This is a genomic window from Duganella sp. AC237 (assembly GCF_979254035.1).
Window position 1 is genome coordinate 4,481,076 of record NZ_CEEDEW010000003.1, and the last position, 19,271, is coordinate 4,500,346.

Sequence of the window (19,271 nt, forward strand, 5' to 3'; positions counted from 1 at the left end):
CACATGAAACTGACACGCTTCAGGGCGGCGTTACGCCTGTCCTGTTCACTCCCCATTCTGCTGTCGTTGATGGCAGCCGGCGCCGCCACCATCGATCCCGCGCTGCACACCGCGCCGGCCGACGGCTTCGCCGGCCAGGCCGGCGGCACCATCGGCGGTTCCGCCGCGATCCCGGCGCAGATCTACACCGCCACCAATCGCGCCGAGCTGCTGGCGGCGCTGCGGCGCGGCGCCGCCACCCCCAAGATCGTCAAACTGCGCGGGACCATCGACATGAGCGAAGGCGTTCCATACGCGAACACCGGCGACCAGGCCAGCCGGGGCCTGATACGCCTGCCCAGCAACACCACCCTGATCGGCGAAGGCGCGGGCGCCGGCATCGTCAACGGCCATATCGTCGTCGCCGGGGTCTCCCAGGTCATCGTGCGCAATCTGAAGATCGTCAATCCCTGCGACGTCGGCCCGATCTGGGACCCGAACGACGGCGCCCTGGGCAACTGGAATTCGGCCTTCGACGCCATCGGCGTGACCACCTCGGATCACGTCTGGATCGACCACAACACCTTCACCGACGGCGCCATGACCGACGATAAGCTGCCGATCGAGAATGGCCAGATCAAGCAGTGCCACGACGGCGCGGTCGACATCACCAAGGCGTCGGACTATGTGACGGTGTCGTACAACGTCTTCGGCCAGCACCGGAAAAACAACCTGATCGGCTCCAGCGACAACGACCCGGCCGACACGGGCAAGCTGCGCGTCAGCTTCAGCAACAACGTCTTCCGCGACATCGTCAGCCGCGCGCCGCGTGTGCGCTATGGCCAGATCCACATGTTCAACAACTACTTCGTCGGCAGCAAGGTTAACCCGGCCTACCCGCACGAATACTCGATCGGCGTGGGCCACGCTTCGCAGGTCCTGTCGCATAACAATGTGTTCGACATCGCCGGCGCTCCAGGTACGCCGGTTCGCTGCGACGACGTCATCGAACCGATAGGCGGCACCATCCCCGGCGCCTTCAAGGACACCGGGTCGACGCTCAACGGCGCCGCGCTGGCCGGCTGCTCGGTGCCGAACGGCGTCGCCTTCGCCGCGCCGTATGCGTATGCGGCGCGTCCACTGGCGCTGGTCAAGGCCAACGCGCTGGCGCAGGCCGGCGGCGGCAAGCTGACGACCACCATCAGCGGCAGCGGCGACGTCACGCCCGACACCACCGTCACGCTGAACTGTCCGCCGTCGGGCCTCTACTTCTGCGACGACTTCCAGAGCGGCGGGACCGCCAACTGGAACCTGTTGCCGGTCGCCGGCGCCAACGGCAGCTTCAGCGTCAAGGCCGAGAGCATCGGCGCGACCAACATGGTGATGCAGTACACCGCCGCCTCCACCGGCGGCGTGCTGGCCCTGCTCAAGCCAACCGCGTTGAGCGCCGTGCCGTCGGCGGACTACTACGTCGAGGCGCGCATCAAGCCGATGACCAACAGCACCACCGGCAACAAGCAGCTGTATCTGATCACCCGTTACAAGGACGCGACCAACTGGTACGGCGCCGGCCTGAATGTGCAGAACTCCAGCGCCACCACACAGGTGGAGATCGCGCGCATGCTCAACGCCACGTTGTCGCGCCCCAGGCAGGCGCGCAAGCCTATTCTGATGGACGCGCAGTTCTACACGGTGCGCTTCGAGATGATCGGCACCTCGCTGACCGTCTACCTGGACGGCGAGGCGCTGGGCACCGTCACCGACGCGTCGTTCGCGGAGCGCGGCCTGGTCGGCCTGTACACCACCAACAAGTCGTTCCAGATCGACGACGTGCGCATCGGCGATCCATCGCTCAAGCCCGCGCAGCTGACGCTCAATCCGGCCGCGCTGAACTACATCGCCGAGGTGGGTGACACGCCGTTCACCGTCAACGTCAACGCCGTCAAGCCGGACGGCACGGCGGATACCTTCGCCGCCACCTCCAGCAAGCCTGGCGTGGCCGCCGTCGCCAGCAGCGGCGGCACCTTGACCATCACGCCGGTCGGCGCGGGTACCGCCACCATCACCGTCACCAGCGGCTCGGACGCCACGCTGCAGCGGACCATCGCGGCCACCATCAGCCCGCAGTTCGTGCAGCCGTCGCAAGCCTACCCGCTGAACGGCGCCACGCAGCCGGCGGCCGCCGCGCCATCGGCCCACGTCGACGCCGCGCTCAAGCTGACCTTCGACACCCCGCCGACCTTGGGCGCGGGCGGCAGCATCCGCATCTTCCGCAAGGCCGACGACGCGCTGGTCGATGTCATCCGCCTGTCCGGCGAGACCGATACGCTGGGCTACGCCGGACAGGCGGCGGTCCGCAAGGTCAACACCACGCCGATTACCATCAGCGGCAACACGGCAACCATCAAACCGCATAGCAACAAGCTTGAATACGGCACGGAGTACTATGTCGCCATCTCCAACGGCGTGTTCACCGGCGCCTCGCTGGGCGGCATTCCGTTCGTCGGCATCGGCAAGCTGGGTGACTGGTCGTTCACCACCCGCGCGGCGGGACCGGCGCCTGGCAGCGCCGGCGTGACCGTGGGCGCCACCGAGGACGCCGACTTCGCCACCGTGCAGGCGGCGCTCAATTATGCGATGAAGGATGTGGCGGCCAACGATCCGCTGACCATCACGGTGCGCAACGGCACCTACACGGAACTGCTTTACCTTCGAGGCAAGAACAACGTCGCCATAGTCGGCGAAAGCCGCGACGGAGCCGTCATCCAGTACACCAATTACGACAGCCTGAATAGCGGCACCGGCGGCAGCCAGTCGCCCGACAGCCCGGCGACATCGGGCGGACGCTCGGTGATGCTGGTGGAAGCGGCGGACATGCTGACCCTCGACACGCTCACGCTGCGCAACACGACGCTGCGCTCGAGCGCCATCTCGGCCCAGGCGGAGACGGTCTACTTCAACAGCGACAACGGCCGGCTGGTGGCGAAGAACGCCGCCTTCTTCAGCGAACAGGATACCTTGAACCTGAAGGGCTACGCCTGGTTCTACCGCACCCTGGTCGCGGGTAACGTGGACTTCATCTGGGGCGGCAGCCGCGCGGCGCTGTTCGAGGAAAGCGAAATCCGCTCCGTCGGCGATACCACCAGCGCCACCGGCGGCGGCTACATTTTGCAAGCGCGCGTGCCCAACGCCACCGACAAGGGTTTCGTCTTCCTGAACAGCCGCCTGACGCACGGTCCCGGTCCGGGTCCGCTGCACGGCGACGTGCCGGACGGCGCCACCTGGCTGGCGCGCAGTCCCGGCGGCACCGCCACGTGGGACAACATCGCCTTCATTAACACTAGAATGGATACCCACGTCGCCGCTGCGGGATGGGCCGGCGCGGGTGTCAACGGCCAGCCTGCCCCCAATCCGGTGACCCCGACGGCGGCCAGCGGCTGGCGCGAATACGGAACCACCACCCTGGGCGGCGATCCGGTCAACCTGGCGGCGCGCGTGGGCGGCTTCCAATTGAGCGCATCGGATGTCGCCGCCGGTTTCGCCAACCGCGCGTTGGTGTTCTCCGCCTGGAACGGCGGCGCGGGTTGGGATCCGCAACCATAGCGGTCTGGGGATTGCCGCCAGCGGCTGATTGAAGGCATGCGGCTCGATGCAGCCCAGCCTTCAATCCTGTCACGTCATCGTCATAAGAATGATGTAGCATACCGGGGCGCATGATAGGCTATGCGGTTTCGCCAAACGCTTTTGCTAACCTTCCCACCTGACGACGAACCAACATGACGAAGAAATTGTCCCTGCCCGTACTCGCGATCGCAAGTGCCTGTTTCGCCTTACACGCCGGCGCCATCGCCGCGCCGGCCGCCAAGGCCACCACCGCCAACGCCCAGCCCAAGCTGGTCGTGGTGCTGGTGATCGACGGGCTGCCGAATGAACAGGTGCAGCGCTACCGCGACCAATTCGGCGAGGGCGGCTTCCGCCGCCTGCTGGACCAGGGCGCGTCATTCAGCAACGCGCACCAGGCGCACGGCGTGACCGTCACCGCGATCGGCCACAGCGCCGTGCTGACCGGCGCCTACCCCTACGTCCACGGCATCATCGGCAATAACTGGATCGATCCGGTCACCAAAAAATCGGTCTACTGCACCGAGGACACCAACTACACCTACATCGGCGAGCACACCGATCCGAGCGACGGCACCGCGCCGACCAGGCTGCGGGTCGACACCCTGGGCGACCAGCTGCGCTACGCCACGGGCGACCGCAGCAAGGTCGTCGCCGTCTCGGGCAAGGACCGTGGCGCGATTCTGCTGGCCGGCAAAACCGGCACCGCGTACATGTACATGGAACAAACCGGCAATTTCGCCAGCAGCACCTTCTATATGAAGTCGCACCCGGCGTGGGTGCAGGCGTACCAGGCGACCAAGCCGCAGGACCGCTACTACGGCAAGGCGTGGGCGCCGCTGCTGCCGGAAGCGGCCTACGCCGGCGACGCCAGCGAGGAACTGACCCCCGCCAAGCCGGGTGGCCACAACCGCCTGCCCTACACCTACTACAGCGAGAGCGGCCAGATCGATGCCGGCTACTACAACAACCTGAAAACCGGTCCGTTCCTCGACCAGCTGACGCTGGACTTCGCGCAGGCCGCCATCGAAGGCGAAAACCTCGGGCGCAATCCGTCCGGGGTGCCGGACCTGCTGGGCGTGAGCCTGTCGGCGCACGATTACGTCAACCACGCCTTCGGCCCGGAGAGCAAGCTGTCGCACGACCACCTGCAGCGGGTCGACCGCATGCTGGCGCAGTTCTTCAACTACCTGGACAAACGGGTGGGGATGGACAATGTGCTGGTGGTGCTGACGGCCGACCATGGATTCGCCAACACGGCCGAATTCTCGCAGTCGCGCCATCTGGACGCGCAGCGCATCAAGGGCGATCAGCTGATGAAGGATATGGGCCAATATCTGTCGGATAAATTCGGCGGCGCCAAGCTGCTGACAGCATGGTCGCTGCCTAACATCCACCTGGACTACGCGCAGATCGACAAGAGCGGCTTGCGTCGCGCGGACGTGGAAAACGCCGCCGCGCAATTCCTGCTGCAGCAAAAAGGCATCGCCGACGTCTTTACCCGCACGCAGTTCGAGAGCGGCGCCGTGCAAGGCACGCGCATCGCCACCTTGATGCGCCGGGCGTGGAACCGTGAATCATCGGGCGACCTGATGGTGATCACCAAGCCATACTGGTACTTCGGCTACGGCGACACCGGCACCACGCACGGTTCTCCGTACGCGTACGACACCAATGTGCCGTTGCTAATCATGGGTAAGCGCTGGATCAAGCCGGGCAACTACGGCCAGTATGCGGAAGTGGTTGACATCGCGCCGACCCTCGCCAACATCCTGCGCGTTCGGCCGCCAGCAGGCACCGAGGGCCGGGTGCTGACCGAGACCCTGCGTTAAGCCGCAGGCGAATCGTGGCGGATTACGCCGTTCCGGCTAATCCGCCCTACGTGTCTCTGCTTTAATTGAGGCTGGCCAGGTACTGATTCAAATGCTCGAAATTGAGCGGCTTCGAAAAATGGTGGCTGAAGCCGGCCGCCATGGCCTTGCGCGCCGACTCGCTGTCGGCGGAGCCGCTCAACGCAATGATCGGCAAGGCCTGGGTCCCTGGCATGCGGCGAATCGCCCGCACCGCGCCGTAACCATCCATCCAGGGCATCCCCAAATCCATGATGATCGCCTTCGGCATCGCGTCGCGCACCGAGTCGCACGCCTCGTAACCGTTATGCGCGGCCGATGTCTCGTAGCCGTGGCACTGCAGCAGCGCCGATAACGACTCCACCACATCGATATTGTCGTCGACGACCAGTACTTGATTTGCGTTTGCCATGTTTGCCTCGTTATTGATGAGTTCGATGGAGTGATCCTAACAATGCCTATACGCAATGTATGTTCGATAGCGCACCTTGGCCGAACGGCGACGACATCGAAAATCATTCGCCAATGGAAGGGCTTCCAGCTATAGTTGCCACTCTTTCCTTCCGGGCCAAACAAGACATGAATAAATTCGGTTTGCTGCTGATCGCCTCCGGCGTTTTCACCTCTTCCTTCACCTCCTACGCGGCGGCGGCCAGCGCGCCGCGCGCCACCACCGCAACCGGCGTGGTGCAAGGCACGCTGGAGTCATCCGGCGTGGCATCCTATAAAGGCATCCCGTTCGCCGCGCCGCCGGTGGGCGACTTGCGCTGGAAGGCGCCGCAGCCGGCGCAAAAGTGGCAAGGCGTGCGCAAGGCGGACCACTTCGGCCCGCGCGGCATGCAGCTGCCGCTGTTTAACGACATGGTGTTCCGTTCCGACGGCATGAGCGAGGACTGCCTGTATCTGAACGTCTGGACGCCGGCCAAATCCCCAAAAGAAAAGCTGCCGGTGCTGGTCTACTTCTACGGCGGCGGGCTGGCCACCGGCGACGGCTCCGAGCCCCGCTACGACGGCGAGAGCATGGCCGCCAAAGGCATCGTCACACTGACCGTGAACTACCGCCTCAACGTGTTCGGATTCCTGGCCCACCCGGAATTGAGCGCCGAGTCGCCCCACAAGGCATCCGGCAATTACGGCCTGATGGACCAGGCGGCGGCGCTGAAATGGGTCAAGAATAATATCGCGGCCTTTGGCGGCGACCCGGCGCGCGTGACGATCGCCGGCGAATCGGCCGGCTCCTGGTCGGTCAGCGCGCAGATGATTACGCCGCTGTCGAAGGGATTGATCGCCGGCGCCATCGGCGAAAGCGGCTCGCTGCTCGGCATGCACCCGCCTCCGCCGCTGGCCGAGGCTGAGAAGACCGGCGCCGCCTTCGCACAGAAGATCGGCGCGCCGACCCTGGCCGCGCTGCGCGCGCTGCCGGCGCAGCAGCTGCTCGAGTCGCTGCGCCAGCCTGGAACCCCTTGGTTCAGCGCGACGCAGGACGGCTATGTCCTGCCACGCGCCCCGGGCGCGATGTACGCCGCCGGCGAACAGGCCAAAGTGCCGCTGCTGGCCGGCTGGAACTCGCACGAGAGCGACTATAAACGGGTGCTGGAAGACGCCGAGCCAACCGAGGAAAACTTCAACGCCGCGTTGAAAAAATTCTACGGCGAGCGGGCCGCCGCCGCGCGCGTCGCCTACCCCGGCGACGTGAAGCAGGCGGCGACCGACCTGGCCAGCGACGGCTTCATTGTCTACGGCACCTGGAAGTGGATCGACACGCACGCACGCACCAGCGGCAAACCGGTGTATCGTTATTACTACAGCCGCCCGCGTCCCGGCGACCCGGGCGCCGCGCACTCGGCCGAAATCGAATACGCCTTGGGTAACCTGAACCTGAATAAAGTGTATGCGTGGACCGGCGACGACCGCGCGCTGTCGACCGTGATGCAAGGCTACTTCGCCAACTTCATCAAGACAGGCAATCCGAATGGCGCCGGCCTGCCGGAATGGCCGCAAGCGAGCAATGGCGCGGGTTCCCGCCTGATGCACCTGGACGCGACGTCGCGCGCCGTCACCGCTACCGACGACGCCCGCTTCCAGTTCCAGGACGCCGAGATGAAGAAAAAGCACTGACCGGCGCGGGCGGCGACGAAGACGGTTTAAGTAAATAATATAAACCGTATCATCGATTGTATTTTATTGTATCTGCCGGTGATACTTTGAAAACTTGCTATACACTAGTTCCTTTTCTTCTGGCTAAGATCAGGAACACAGAATATGCGCAAAACATTCGGCTTCGTCGCCATTTGCTTTACGGTATCCGCATTTGCGGCGGAGCCTTTCGATGACAAGTTCCGCCAGCTGGACGAGGTTCTCCCCAGCGCCAACACCTACCGCACCGCCTCCGGCGCCCCGGGCGCCGCTTACTGGCAGCAGCGCGCGGACTACACCATCCGCGCGACGCTGGACGAAGCCAAACGCTCGCTCACCGGCAGCGAGCAAATCCGCTACCACAACAAATCTCCCGATACGCTCAGCTACCTGTGGGTGCAGCTGGACCAGAACATCTATAAAAAAGACTCCGACGCGCGTCTGATGATGACGCAGCCGTCGCGCGAGGCGTGGGCCAAGCCGGCGACGCCTGACGACAGCTACAAGTTCGAAGGCCTGCGCGGCGTGCTGGCGGGCCGCGACTTCGACGGCGGCTTCAAGATCAAGAGCGTGAGCGCCGGCGGCCAGCCGCTGAAATACGTCATCAACCGCACGATGATGCGCATCGACCTGCCGACGCCCTTGAAGCCGGGTCAGAGCTACGCCTTCAATATCGACTGGTCCTACAACATCAACGAGCAGAAGGTGCTCGGCGGGCGGTCCGGCTACGAGAGCTTCGAGGAAGACAAGAACGACCTGTTCGAAATCGCCCAATGGTTCCCGCGCATGGCCGCCTACTACGACGTGACGGGCTGGCAGCACAAGCAGTTCCTGGGCGCCGGCGAGTTCACGCTGGAATTCGGCGATTACGACGTGCAGTTGACCGTGCCGGCCGACCACGTGGTCGCCTCCACCGGCGACCTGCAAAATCCCGGCGAGGTACTGAGCGCGGCGCAGCGCGACCGCCTGGCCAAGGCGAAGACCGCCACCAAGCCGGTGCTCATCGTCACCCAGGAGGAAGCGGAGAAGGCCGAGAAATCCGTCAGCACCGCCACCAAGACCTGGCACTACAAGGCCGCCAACGTGCGCGACTTCGCGTGGGCGTCGAGCCGCAAGTTCATCTGGGACGCGCAAGGCTACAAGAAGGACGGCACCAACGTGATGGCGATGTCCTACTATCCGAAGGAAGGCAATCCGCTGTGGGGCCAGTACAGCACCCAGGCCATCATCCATACCATCGAGCAGTACAACAAGTACAGCTTCGACTATCCCTACCCTGCGGCGATCTCGGTCAACGGCCCGGTCGGCGGCATGGAATATCCGATGATCTCGTTCAACGGCCCGCGTCCGACCAAGGACAAAAAGACCGGCGCGCTGACCTGGTCGCAGCAGACCAAGTATGGCCTGATCGGCGTGATCATCCACGAGGTGGGCCACAACTACTACCCGATGATCATCAACTCGGATGAGCGCCAGTGGACCTGGATGGATGAAGGCCTGAACACCTTCGTGCAGTATCTGGCCGAGCAGGCGTGGGAACAAAACTACCCGTCGCGCCGCGGCGAGCCGCGCAACATCGTCGACTACATGCGCAGCAAGAACCAGGTGCCGATCATGACCAACTCGGAGTCGCTGCTCCAGTTCGGGAACAACGCCTACGCCAAACCGGCCACCGCGCTCAATATCCTGCGCGAGACCATCCTGGGACGCGAGTTGTTCGACTACGCCTTCAAGGAGTACGCCAGCCGCTGGAAGTTCAAGCGCCCCACCCCGGCCGATTTCTTCCGCACGATGGAAGACGCCTCCGGTACGGATCTGGACTGGTTCTGGCGCGGCTGGTTCTATACCACCGACGCGGTGGACATCAGCGTCGACGGCATCAGCGAATACGGCGTGAGCACCAAGGACCCGGAAAAGGAAAAGGCCTGGAAGAAGGCGCAGAAAGAGGCGGAGCCGATTTCGGTGTCGCAGCAGTTGAACAAGACGATGCCCAAGCGCCTGGACAGCCATCCGGAGCTGAAGGACTTCTACAACGAGCATGACGAATTCACCGTCACCAACAAGGACCGCAACAGCTACGCCGAGGCGATCGAAAAACTGGAGCCATGGGAGAAGAAGCTGCTCGATCAGGGCAAGCACCTGTACCTGGTGGACTTCTCGAACGTCGGTGGCCTGGTCATGCCGCTGGTGCTGGAAATTGAACTCAAGAGCGGCAAGAAGTACATCGAGCGCGTTCCAGCCGAAGTATGGCGCTTCTCGCCGAAGAAGATCACCAAATTGATCGTCACCGACGAGCCGATGGTCGGCCTGGTGCAGGACCCGTATTGGGAAACCGCCGATATCGACACGAGCAACAACGCCTGGCCGCGCAAGCTGACGCAGTCGCGCGTGGAACTCTTCAAGACCGAACGTGACCGCAACAACCTGATGCGCGACTTTAATACGCCGCTCAAAACCAAAGGCGACAAGTCCACCGGCAAAGAAGACGGCAAGGAAGATGACCATAAGGACGCGGCGGGCGAATGACGCTGCGCGCCTTACGCTCCTTGACGGCCGCCGTGCTGGCACTCGCCTGCACGGTGGCCGGCGCCCATAATTTTCACATGGGCATAGCCGATATCAGCTACAACGACCGCACCGGCAATACGGAGATCGTGCACACCTACACGTCGCACGACGTCTCCACCCTGCTCACCAATCTGTACGGCCGAAGTTTCGACCTGGGCCAGGCGGACAGCGAACAGCCGCTGCGCCGTTACGTGGAGAAGCAGTTCCAGCTTGCCGGTCCGGATAACAAACGCCTGCCGCTGCAATGGGTCGGCGTGAAAGCGGACGCCGACAGCGTCGTCATCTTCCAGGAGATCGCCGGCACGAAACTCAAACCCGGCACTCGCATTCACAACGCCCTGCTGATAGACTTCCTGCCTTCGCAAAAGAATACAGTGAACCTGCAAACAGATGGCGCCATCCAAACCCTCATTTTCGATCAAGACAGCATCGATCAAACCGCCCGCTAAGCGGCTGATTCCCGTGATGCTGGCGGCGGTCGCCTTCCAGTCTCCTGTCCACGCCGACGACCTGCTGCAAAGAGTGACCATCGACGGCTCGCGCGCCAACCAGCTTGGCCTGGCCGATGCCGCCAGCGCGGGCAGCGTGTCGCAAAAGGAGCTGGCTGCGCGCACCGTCTACCGTCCCGGCGAACTGCTCGAAGCGATGCCAGGCCTTATCGTCAGCCAGCATAGCGGCGAGGGCAAGGCCAATCAGTTCTACCTGCGCGGCTTCAATCTGGACCACGGTACCGACCTGCGCACCACGGTCGACGACATGCCCGTCAACCAGCGCAGCCACGCTCACGGCCAGGGTTGGACCGATCTCAATTTCCTGATACCGGAACTGGCGGTGCGGCTCGATTACAAAAAAGGCCCCTACTCCGCCGAGGAAGGCGACTTCGCCTCCGCCGGCACGGCGTCGGTGGTGTACGCGAACCGGCTGACGCAAGGCCTGGCGAGCGTCTCGGCCGGCCAGAACGGCTATGGACGCGCGCTGCTCGCGGATTCCGTGGAACTGCCGCGCGGCAGCCTGCTGTACGCGCTGGAAGTGCTGCAGAACGACGGTCCGTATGAAAATCCGGACAACTATCAAAAGCTCAACGCCGTGCTGCGCTACAGCGAAGGCTACGCCAACAACGGCTTCAATGTCAGCCTGATGGCGTATCGCGCGGACTGGAACGCCACCGACCAGATCCCGCTGCGCGCTGTGCGCGACGGCCAGATCGGCCGCTACGGCGCCATCGACCCGACCGACGGCGGCGCGGCGCACCGCTACAGCCTCTCCGGCGCATGGCGCCGCACGACGCAGGACAGCTCCTCCAAGGTCAACGCCTACATCATCGCCAACCAGCTGGATCTGTTCTCCAACTTCACTTACTTCATGGACGATCCGGTGCGGGGCGACCAGTTCGCGCAACCGGACAAGCGGGTGACCAGCGGCCTGAATGCGAGCCACAGCTGGCACCAGCACGGCGACGGCTGGAACAGCGAAACCACCGTCGGTTTGCAACTGCAGAACGATAATATCTTCAATGGTTTGTACAACACGCAGGCGCGCCAGCGGATTTCCACCACGCGCCAGGACCACATCGTCGAATCCAGCGCAGGCGTGTTTGTCGAGAACAGCACGCGCTGGAACGACGCCTGGCGCACGGTGGCCGGCGCGCGCATCGACGGCTACCGCTTCGATGTCGGCAGCGACCTGGCGGCCAATTCCGGCACTGCCGACGACCACCTGGTCAGCCCCAGCCTGAGTGTTATCTACGGACCGTGGAAGACGGCCGAGCTGTACGCCAATATCGGCACTGGGTTCCACAGCAACGACGCGCGCGGCACCACGATCCGCATCGATCCGAAGACCGGGCTGGCGACGGACAAAGTCTCGCCGCTGGTGCGGTCGCGCGGCATGGAACTGGGTGCGCGCAGCACCTGGCTGCCAGGCCTGCAATCGTCACTGTCGTTATATCGTCTGGATTTCGATTCCGAGCTGACCTTCGTCGGCGACGCCGGCACCACCGAGGCGGGTCCGCCGAGCCGCCGCTACGGCGTGGAATTCTCGAACTACTACAAGCCGCTCAAATGGCTGTCGGTCGATCTGGATTTGGCTTATGCGCGTGCGCGCACACGCGGCGATGCGGCGGATGGCAACCGCATCGCCGGAGCGATCGAGGGCACCGGCCAGCTGGCGGTGACGGTAGATAATGGCGGGCCGTTTTCCGGCTCGCTGAAGTTGCGCTACTTCGGTCCGCGTCCGCTGATCGAGGATAACAGCGTACGCTCCAATTCCAGCATGACCTTGAATGGCCGGCTGGGCTGGAAGATCGCCAGGGACCTGTCGCTGGAACTGGAGGCGTTCAACCTGACCAACCGCCGCGATTCCGCCATCGACTACTACTACGCTTCGCAGTTGAAAGGCGAAGCGGAGCCGGTGACCGACATCCACTTCCACCCCATCGAATCGCGCTCGCTGCGGGCGACGCTGGTCAAAACCTTCTAATCAGCCCGCGCGCTCGTTCAGCATCGGGAAGCCGCGCTGGTGCCACACCGGATAGGCCGGCGACACGTCGCTGGCCGCTTCCAGCAACGCGTTCTGCTCCGCGCTCAAACGCCAGCCGGTGGCGCCGATGTTATCGATCAGTTGCTGTTCGTCGCGCGCGCCGATGATGACGCTGGAGATAGTCTTCTTCCCCAGCAGCCAGTTCAGGGCCACCTGCGGCACGGTCTTGCCGGTTTGTTCGGCCACCACGTCCAGCGCGTCGATGATGCGGAACAGGCGCTCCTCCTCGAAATGCGGGCCGGTGCCGGCGATATCGTGCGCGCGGGTGCCCGGCTTGGCGGGCTGCCCGCGCCGGATCTTGCCAGTCAGCTTGCCCCACCCCAGCGGACTCCAGACCATCGCGCCGACACCCTGATCCTCGGCCAGCGGCATCAGCTCCCATTCATAGTCGCGGTTCAGCAGCGAGTAGTAGACCTGGTGGGCGACGTGGCGCGGATAGCCGTAGCGGTCCGACACCGCCAGCGATTTCATCATGTGCCAGCCGGAGAAATTGGAGCCGCCGATGTAGCGCACCTTGCCATCGCGGACCAGCTGGTCCAAGGTGGACAGCGTCTCCTCGACCGGGGTGTTGTCGTCCTGGCCGTGCAGCTGCAGCAGGTCGATATGCTCGACGCCCAGGCGCTTGAGGCACTTGTCGACGGCATCGATCAAATGCTGGCGCGAGGAGCCGAAATCGTTGGCGCCGTCGCCGGTGGGGAACGTGACTTTGGTGGAGATGAGCAGGCGGTTGCGCTTGCCCTTGATGGCTTGGCCCAGCACTTCCTCGGCCAGGCCATCCGAATAGACGTCGGCGGTGTCGAACATCGACACGCCGTGTTCAAGGCAGACATCGATCAGGCGCGTAGCGCCGCCGGCATCGGTGTTGCCCCAGGCTTTGAAGAAGTCGTTGCCCCCTCCAAAAGTCGCCGTGCCAAAACTGAGCTCCGGCACGCGCAAACCTGATTTTCCTAAACGATTGTGATTCATGGCTACCCTCCAGAACGTGAAACGCGCCACGGCAAGGTGGCGCGTTGGTTCCCGATTGTAGCGCGGACAACAAAAGCACGTCGTCCGCCAAATTAAAAGCTTACCCCGATCAGAACTCTTCCCACTCGCCGCTCGACGTCGCGGCAGCGGTGGTCTTGGCCTTCTGCGCAGGGGACGCCAATGGCTTGGCGGCGGCCTTTGCAACCGGCTTCGGAGGCAGCTTCTTCGCCACCGGCGCGCTGCGCACGGCGGGGCGCGCCGGCGGCGGCGTGTAGCCAACCTGCTGCGCGCCGATCGTGAACGCGCTGACCACACGCTCCAGTGCATCCGCCTGGTCGCGCAGGGTCTGCGCGGCGGCAGCGGTCTGCTCCACCAGGGCCGAATTCTGCTGCGTGGTCTCGTCCATCTGCGTGATCGACTGGTGCACCTGGGCGATGCCATCGTTCTGCTCTTGCGTGGCGGCGCTGATTTCGCCGACGATGTCGGTCACCTGCTTGATGCTGGAGACGACTTCGTTCATCGTCGAACCGGCCTGCTCGACCAGCTTGGTGCCGGAACCGACTTTTTCGACCGAGTCGTCGATCAGCGCCTTGATCTCTTTCGCCGCCGCCGCCGAACGCTGCGCCAGGTTGCGCACTTCGGTCGCCACGACCGCGAAGCCGCGGCCCTGTTCACCGGCGCGTGCCGCTTCGACCGCCGCGTTCAACGCCAGGATGTTGGTCTGGAAAGCGATGCCGTCGATGACCGAGATGATGTCGACGATCTTGCGCGACGATTCGTTGATCGAACCCATGGTCACGACGACCTGCTCGACCACGCTGCCGCCCTGCGCCGCGACGTCGGAAGCCGACCGTGCCAGCTGGTTGGCCTGGCGCGCGTTATCGGCGTTCTGGCCGACGGTGGACGTCAACTGCTCCATGCTGGCGGCGGTTTCCTCGAGCGAGGCCGCCTGCGACGAGGTACGGTTCGACAGGTCGCCGGTGCCCGATGCGATCTGCTGCGAGGCCGTGCCGACCGCGCTGGTGGCGGCGCGCACGGTGTCGATCACGCCGGCGATCTGCTCCAGCAGCTTGTTGAAGGCGACCGCGGTGTGACCGATTTCGTCCATGCGCTGAACCGGGATTTTCTGGGTCAGGTCCAGCGTCTGGCTGACATTGACCAGGGTGCTGCGGATGCTTTCAAGGCTGCTCTTGATGATGCTATAGAGCTGCCATGCCAGCGCGCCGGTCACCAGCAGGCCAAGCACGATCACCGACAGCATCAGGCGGAAAGCGAAGGAATACGCTGCGCCGCTCTCGGTACGGATATCGTCGCTCAGCTTATTGTTATAGGCGATGTGGTCGTCGAAGCCTTTTTTCAGCGCGCCGGCCGTCAGGGCCAGAGGCGTGCCGGGCATCAGCGTGGCGCGCACCGCATCCATGTCGCCGGCGTGGGCGCCGGCCAGGAACGGTATCAGCGCCTGGCGATAGGCTGCCATGTTGGCCTTGTCGGCTTCCAGCAGCTTGCGGTCGGTGTCGTCGAAGATGCGTTCTTTTTCATACGTCGCGATGACGGTATCGAACTTGGCGTGGGCCTCGTTGTACGCCTTGTCGAGCGCCGTTTTATCCGTCAGGTTGGAGAACACCGAGAGACGATAGCCGGCCAGGCGGCTGTCGGCGAGGTAGCCTTTGGCCTCGTTCAGGCCAGCGATGCTCGGGACTAAACGGGTTTGCACCAGGTCCAGCCGCGCTTGGGCGCGCGACAACTGATTCAGGCCGGTGAAGCCGACAAAGATCAGCGCAAGTAGCGCCAATGACAGGGTCAGAATCAAGCGCTTGGTAATAGTCATGGTGACTTTTCTCATAAAAGTGTTAAAAGATTCGATTGTTGCTCGGCTACATTTAAGTATACCGGAACCCTGTTACCACAAGACAACAATGAGGAAATTTACGCTGCGCCGCAACCAAAACGCAACGCATGCATCCATTAAGTGACGCATCGCGTTGCGCTTGTTGCAAGGAAGATTAGTCAGAAAACCACAAACCCGTGTGTGGCGTCACGTCCGAGCTGTTCGACCAAGCCAAACTCCCAATCCAGGTAGGCCTGCATCGCCGCGTCTTGATTATCGGTTCCCTCGTAAGGCCGGCGATAGCGGTCGATCAGCGGCGAGGCCAGGCGCGTCGGTCCCTCTTCCAGCGGCAGTCCGGCGGCGGCCCATGCCGTCGTCCCGCCGGTCAGTACGCGTATCGGCAGATCGGTCAGCGCGCGCAGGTCGCCGGCGACATAACGCGCCAGCAGGCTGCTGCCGCAGGTGAGCACAAACCGTTTGGCGCCGGGCGAAAGCTTAGATACGATCGCCGGCAATTCGGAGCGCAGCGCGAACCATGCGCCGGGAATATGACGCTTTTGATAATTGACACCTGAGGTGAAGTCCAGCAGCACCGTTTCCTCCGGCGCCTCGGCGAGCCATTGCGCAAGTGCCTCCGTGCCGATCTCGCGTACTTCGGGATGCGGCGGAAGTTCGTCGGTCCATGCCTCCGCCACATTGAAGTCGGCGGCTTGCAGCCCGTCGACCACATAGACCTCGTGGTTCATTTGAGCCAGCCAATGCGCGGTGAGGTTGGCGCGCACACCGTCGCTGTCGGCCAGCACAATGCGGGCGCCGCGCACCGGCGCAAACTGTTCGGTCTCCTGCACAAGCTGGCCGCCCGGCGCGGAGCGGAAGCCAGGCAGGCGGCCGTCGCGGAATTCCGCCGGACCGCGCACATCGAACAGATAGGTGGTGCGGGCGGCGTCGGCCCGCAGTTGGTCCAGTCCCGCGCGATCGAGGCGGCGCACACCGGTGCGGTCAGCCAGCGATCTGGCGTCGTCGGCGGCGGTCAGGCGGTTGTTATCGGACGCCGGCGGATAGCTTCGCGACTGGCCGTGTTCCAGTTTTTGGCGCGCCAAAGTCCAGCCGATCGTGCCGTTGCGCAGCGCAGCAACCGGATTGGGAATTCCGGCGTTAATCAGCGATTGCGTGCCGATGATGCTGCGGGTGCGGCCGGCGCAGTTGACGATAATTTGTGTCTTCGGGTTCGGCGCCAGCTCGCGCGCGCGCAGCGCCAGCTCCGCGCCGGGAACGCTGAAGCTGCCGGGAATGCTCATGGTCTGGTACTCGTCGTAACGGCGCGCATCGAGGATGACGATATCCTTGCCGCCGTCGATCAGCGCCTTCACCTCCGGCGCCGACAGCGATGGCGTGTGAAGCTTCGCCTCCACCAGTTCGCCGAAGGCTTTGCTGGGCACATTCACGTCGCGGAACAATTCGCCTCCGGCGGCCTGCCATCCCGCGACGCCTCCGGCGAGCAGCGAGACGTCGGCGTAGCCCAACTGCCGCAGGCGGCTGGCGGCGGATACGGCCAGGCCCTCACCGCCATCCAGCACGACGATGGGCACATCACGGCGCGGCAGCTTGGCGTAGGCATCGAGTTCGATGCGGCCGTACGGCAGGTTGGCGGCGAACAGCGGGTGTGCCTGTGCGTGCGGGTCTTCCTCGCGCACGTCGAGCAGCGCGATCTCGCGACGCGCCAACAGGTCTTCGCGCACCTCCTGCGGGCTGCGGTAAGGGACGCCAAGCAGGCCGGTTTGGAGCGGGTTTTTAGTCATGGCTTTCGGATTCCTTGGATTGTGTGTGGCGGTCAGGCGGCATTGGCGTAGCCGGAGCGGAAAGGCTTGACCGCGCCTTCCGGCGTGAAGACGCTGCGGTCCACCGCGCCGATATCGGCGCCATAGACGTGGATGCCGATCGAAATGCGGTCGTCATAGGCGTTGAAGACCTGGTGGATATCGCCCAGCGTTGGCGACACGGCCGTCACCACGCCGGTTTCCAGCCGCTGCGGCTCGCCCACTTTTTCGAGCACGCCATCGGCGCGGCGGCGGTAGTCCTGCGAGATCTCGGCCCCGCGCAGCAAGCCGATGAGACCCCATACCGTGTGGTTGTGGATCGGCGTCGATTGACCCGGTCCCCAGACGAAGCTGACCACCGAGAACCGCGCCGCCGGATCGCGGTAAAGTAGATACTGACGATAGTATTGCGGGTCCGGCAACGCGGCCTGCTGCGGCAACCAGTCGTCATGGGCGACCAGTTCGCGCAACAGTTCGGAGCCCCGCGCGACGATGCGCGTTTCGTCCGTTTCATGGCCCTGCTCCAGCAGGGCGTCCAGCGCCTTGACGAAATGCCGCAGGCGGGCCGGCGTTTCAAAACCAGGTGATGCGCTCATCTAAGTCTCCTCATCCAAATGGCTCCTGTCAGGCGGCCTGGCGGCGCGCGGCGGTGTTGCGGTTTTCCGGCACGTCCAGTCCGAGGTTGCCGCGCAAGGTGGCGTGTTGGTAGTCCCGGCGGAACAGGCCGCGCTGCTGCAGCACCGGCACCACCTCGGCCACAAACGCGTCGAGCTGTCGCGGCAGGGACTCGAACAGTATAAACCCGTCGGCGGCGCCGCCATCGAACCAGTTCTGGATGGCGTTGGCCACCTGCACCCCGGTGCCGACGAACTCCTTGCGCGGGCTGGCGTAGCGCAGCGCGGTCTCCCGCAAGGTCAAGTTTTCCTCCCGCGCGGTACGCACGATGCGCTCGGAAGCGCTGCGGTTGCTCTCGGCGCCGTATTGGGCGATGTCAGGGAACGGACCGTCCAGCGGGTACTGGGCCAGGTCATGTTCGTTGAAGGAACGCGCCAGCGCCACCAGCGCATCCTCGATGCGGATCAACGCCACCGCTTCCTGGTAGAGGCGCTGGGCGTCCTCCTCGGTTTCGCCGACGATGGCGCGCAACGCCGGCAGCACGGCCAGCTTGCCGGCCGTACGGCCGAAGGCCGCGGCGCGCTTTTTGATATCCGCGTAATAGGCCTGCGACGATTCGAAGCTCGATCCCTCGGTGAAGAAAGCTTCGGCGTGGCGCGCCGAGAAATTGCGGCCGTCCTCCGAGGCGCCGGCCTGGAAGATCACCGGCTGTCCTTGCGGCGAACGGCTGATGTTCAGCGGACCGCGCACCGAGAAGAACTCTCCCTGGTGGTGCAGTGTGTGCAGCTTGTCCGGGTCGATGAACCGGCCGCTGGCCTTGTCGTGCACCAGCGCGTCGTCCTCCCACGAATCCCACAGTCCTTGCACGGTTTGCAGATGCTCGGCGGCGATCCGGTAGCGCACCTCGTGCGGCGGGTGCGCCGGCTTGCCATAGTTCTCGGCGCTGCCCGACAGCCAGGACGTGACCACGTTCCAGCCGGCGCGTCCTTTGCTGATATGGTCCAGCGATGCGAACTGCCGGGCGACCGTGTATGGCTCGCTGTAGCTCACAGTGAGCGTGCCAACCAGTCCGATATTCCTGGTGGCGGTGGCCAGCGCCGAAAGGATGGTCAGCGGCTCGAAGCGGTTCAGGTAGTGCGGGCTGGACCTCTCGGTGATGTGGACGCTGTCCGCCACGAACAGGAAATCGAACTTGCCCTGCTCCGCCAATTTGGCCTGGCGCAGGTAGAAGTCGATATTGGTGCTGGCGCCTGGATCGGCATCCGGATGGCGCCAGTCGCCCCAACCCGGGCCAACGCCGTGCAGGATGAAACCGAGTTTGAGTTGGCGCGATGCTTGTGGTGTAGTCATGAC

General features: G+C 64.1%; 12 protein-coding genes. 6 read left to right on the plus strand and 6 right to left on the minus strand.

From position 1 onward, the window contains the following. The first annotated feature begins 3 nt into the window (after window positions 1–3). Window positions 4–3,582, plus strand: coding sequence for a pectinesterase family protein (locus AC0IYS_RS19880; RefSeq protein ID WP_471706803.1), 3,579 nt, complete (start codon window positions 4–6; stop codon window positions 3,580–3,582). Between the two features lie 173 nt (window positions 3,583–3,755). Next, window positions 3,756–5,432: an alkaline phosphatase family protein gene (locus tag AC0IYS_RS19885; protein ID WP_471706804.1), complete on the plus strand. Its 1,677-nt coding sequence runs from the start codon at window positions 3,756–3,758 to the stop codon at window positions 5,430–5,432. 61 nt (window positions 5,433–5,493) lie between these two features. Here the strand turns inward: AC0IYS_RS19885 and AC0IYS_RS19890 are convergent, their stop codons facing one another. Beyond that, window positions 5,494–5,862 (minus strand): response regulator, encoded by a 369-nt coding sequence (locus AC0IYS_RS19890; protein WP_471706805.1) that lies wholly within the window; start codon window positions 5,860–5,862, stop codon window positions 5,494–5,496. A 167-nt stretch (window positions 5,863–6,029) separates the two neighbouring features. Here AC0IYS_RS19890 and AC0IYS_RS19895 point away from each other — a divergent pair, with 167 nt between their 5' ends. The 4 genes from AC0IYS_RS19895 (at window position 6,030) to AC0IYS_RS19910 (ending at window position 12,632) form a co-directional block, all read left to right on the plus strand. After that, window positions 6,030–7,568 (plus strand): carboxylesterase/lipase family protein, encoded by a 1,539-nt coding sequence (locus AC0IYS_RS19895; protein WP_471706806.1) that lies wholly within the window; start codon window positions 6,030–6,032, stop codon window positions 7,566–7,568. Between the two features lie 144 nt (window positions 7,569–7,712). Further along, window positions 7,713–10,112, plus strand: a complete 2,400-nt coding sequence (locus AC0IYS_RS19900) for a M1 family metallopeptidase (RefSeq protein ID WP_471706807.1) — start codon at window positions 7,713–7,715, stop codon at window positions 10,110–10,112. After that, on the plus strand, window positions 10,109–10,603 hold the full coding sequence (locus AC0IYS_RS19905; RefSeq protein ID WP_471706808.1) for a DUF6702 family protein: 495 nt from the start codon (window positions 10,109–10,111) through the stop codon (window positions 10,601–10,603). The genes AC0IYS_RS19900 and AC0IYS_RS19905 overlap by 4 nt, the downstream gene beginning before the upstream one ends. Beyond that, window positions 10,545–12,632 (plus strand): TonB-dependent receptor, encoded by a 2,088-nt coding sequence (locus AC0IYS_RS19910; RefSeq protein WP_471706809.1) that lies wholly within the window; start codon window positions 10,545–10,547, stop codon window positions 12,630–12,632. Before AC0IYS_RS19905 ends, AC0IYS_RS19910 begins: the two co-directional genes overlap by 59 nt. On the opposite strand, the gene AC0IYS_RS19915 is transcribed toward AC0IYS_RS19910, so the two are convergent. The 5 genes from AC0IYS_RS19915 to AC0IYS_RS19935 all read right to left on the minus strand — a co-directional run bounded on the left by AC0IYS_RS19915 (window position 12,633) and on the right by AC0IYS_RS19935 (window position 19,268). Beyond that, window positions 12,633–13,658 carry an aldo/keto reductase gene (locus AC0IYS_RS19915; RefSeq protein WP_471706810.1) on the minus strand — a complete coding sequence of 342 codons (1,026 nt, stop codon included), beginning with the start codon at window positions 13,656–13,658 and terminating at the stop codon, window positions 12,633–12,635. A 109-nt stretch (window positions 13,659–13,767) separates the two neighbouring features. Continuing rightward, a complete protein-coding gene (locus AC0IYS_RS19920) occupies window positions 13,768–15,486 on the minus strand; it encodes a methyl-accepting chemotaxis protein (protein ID WP_471706811.1) in 1,719 nt (572 codons plus the stop codon). 179 nt (window positions 15,487–15,665) lie between these two features. Then, window positions 15,666–17,285, minus strand: coding sequence for a rhodanese-related sulfurtransferase (locus tag AC0IYS_RS19925; protein WP_471706812.1), 1,620 nt, complete (start codon window positions 17,283–17,285; stop codon window positions 15,666–15,668). A 32-nt stretch (window positions 17,286–17,317) separates the two neighbouring features. After that, window positions 17,318–17,899 (minus strand): cysteine dioxygenase family protein, encoded by a 582-nt coding sequence (locus AC0IYS_RS19930; RefSeq protein WP_471706813.1) that lies wholly within the window; start codon window positions 17,897–17,899, stop codon window positions 17,318–17,320. 28 nt (window positions 17,900–17,927) lie between these two features. Continuing rightward, complete coding sequence (locus tag AC0IYS_RS19935) at window positions 17,928–19,268, minus strand: LLM class flavin-dependent oxidoreductase (RefSeq protein ID WP_471706814.1); 1,341 nt, start codon at window positions 19,266–19,268, stop codon at window positions 17,928–17,930. Between the last annotated feature and the right edge of the window lie 3 nt (window positions 19,269–19,271).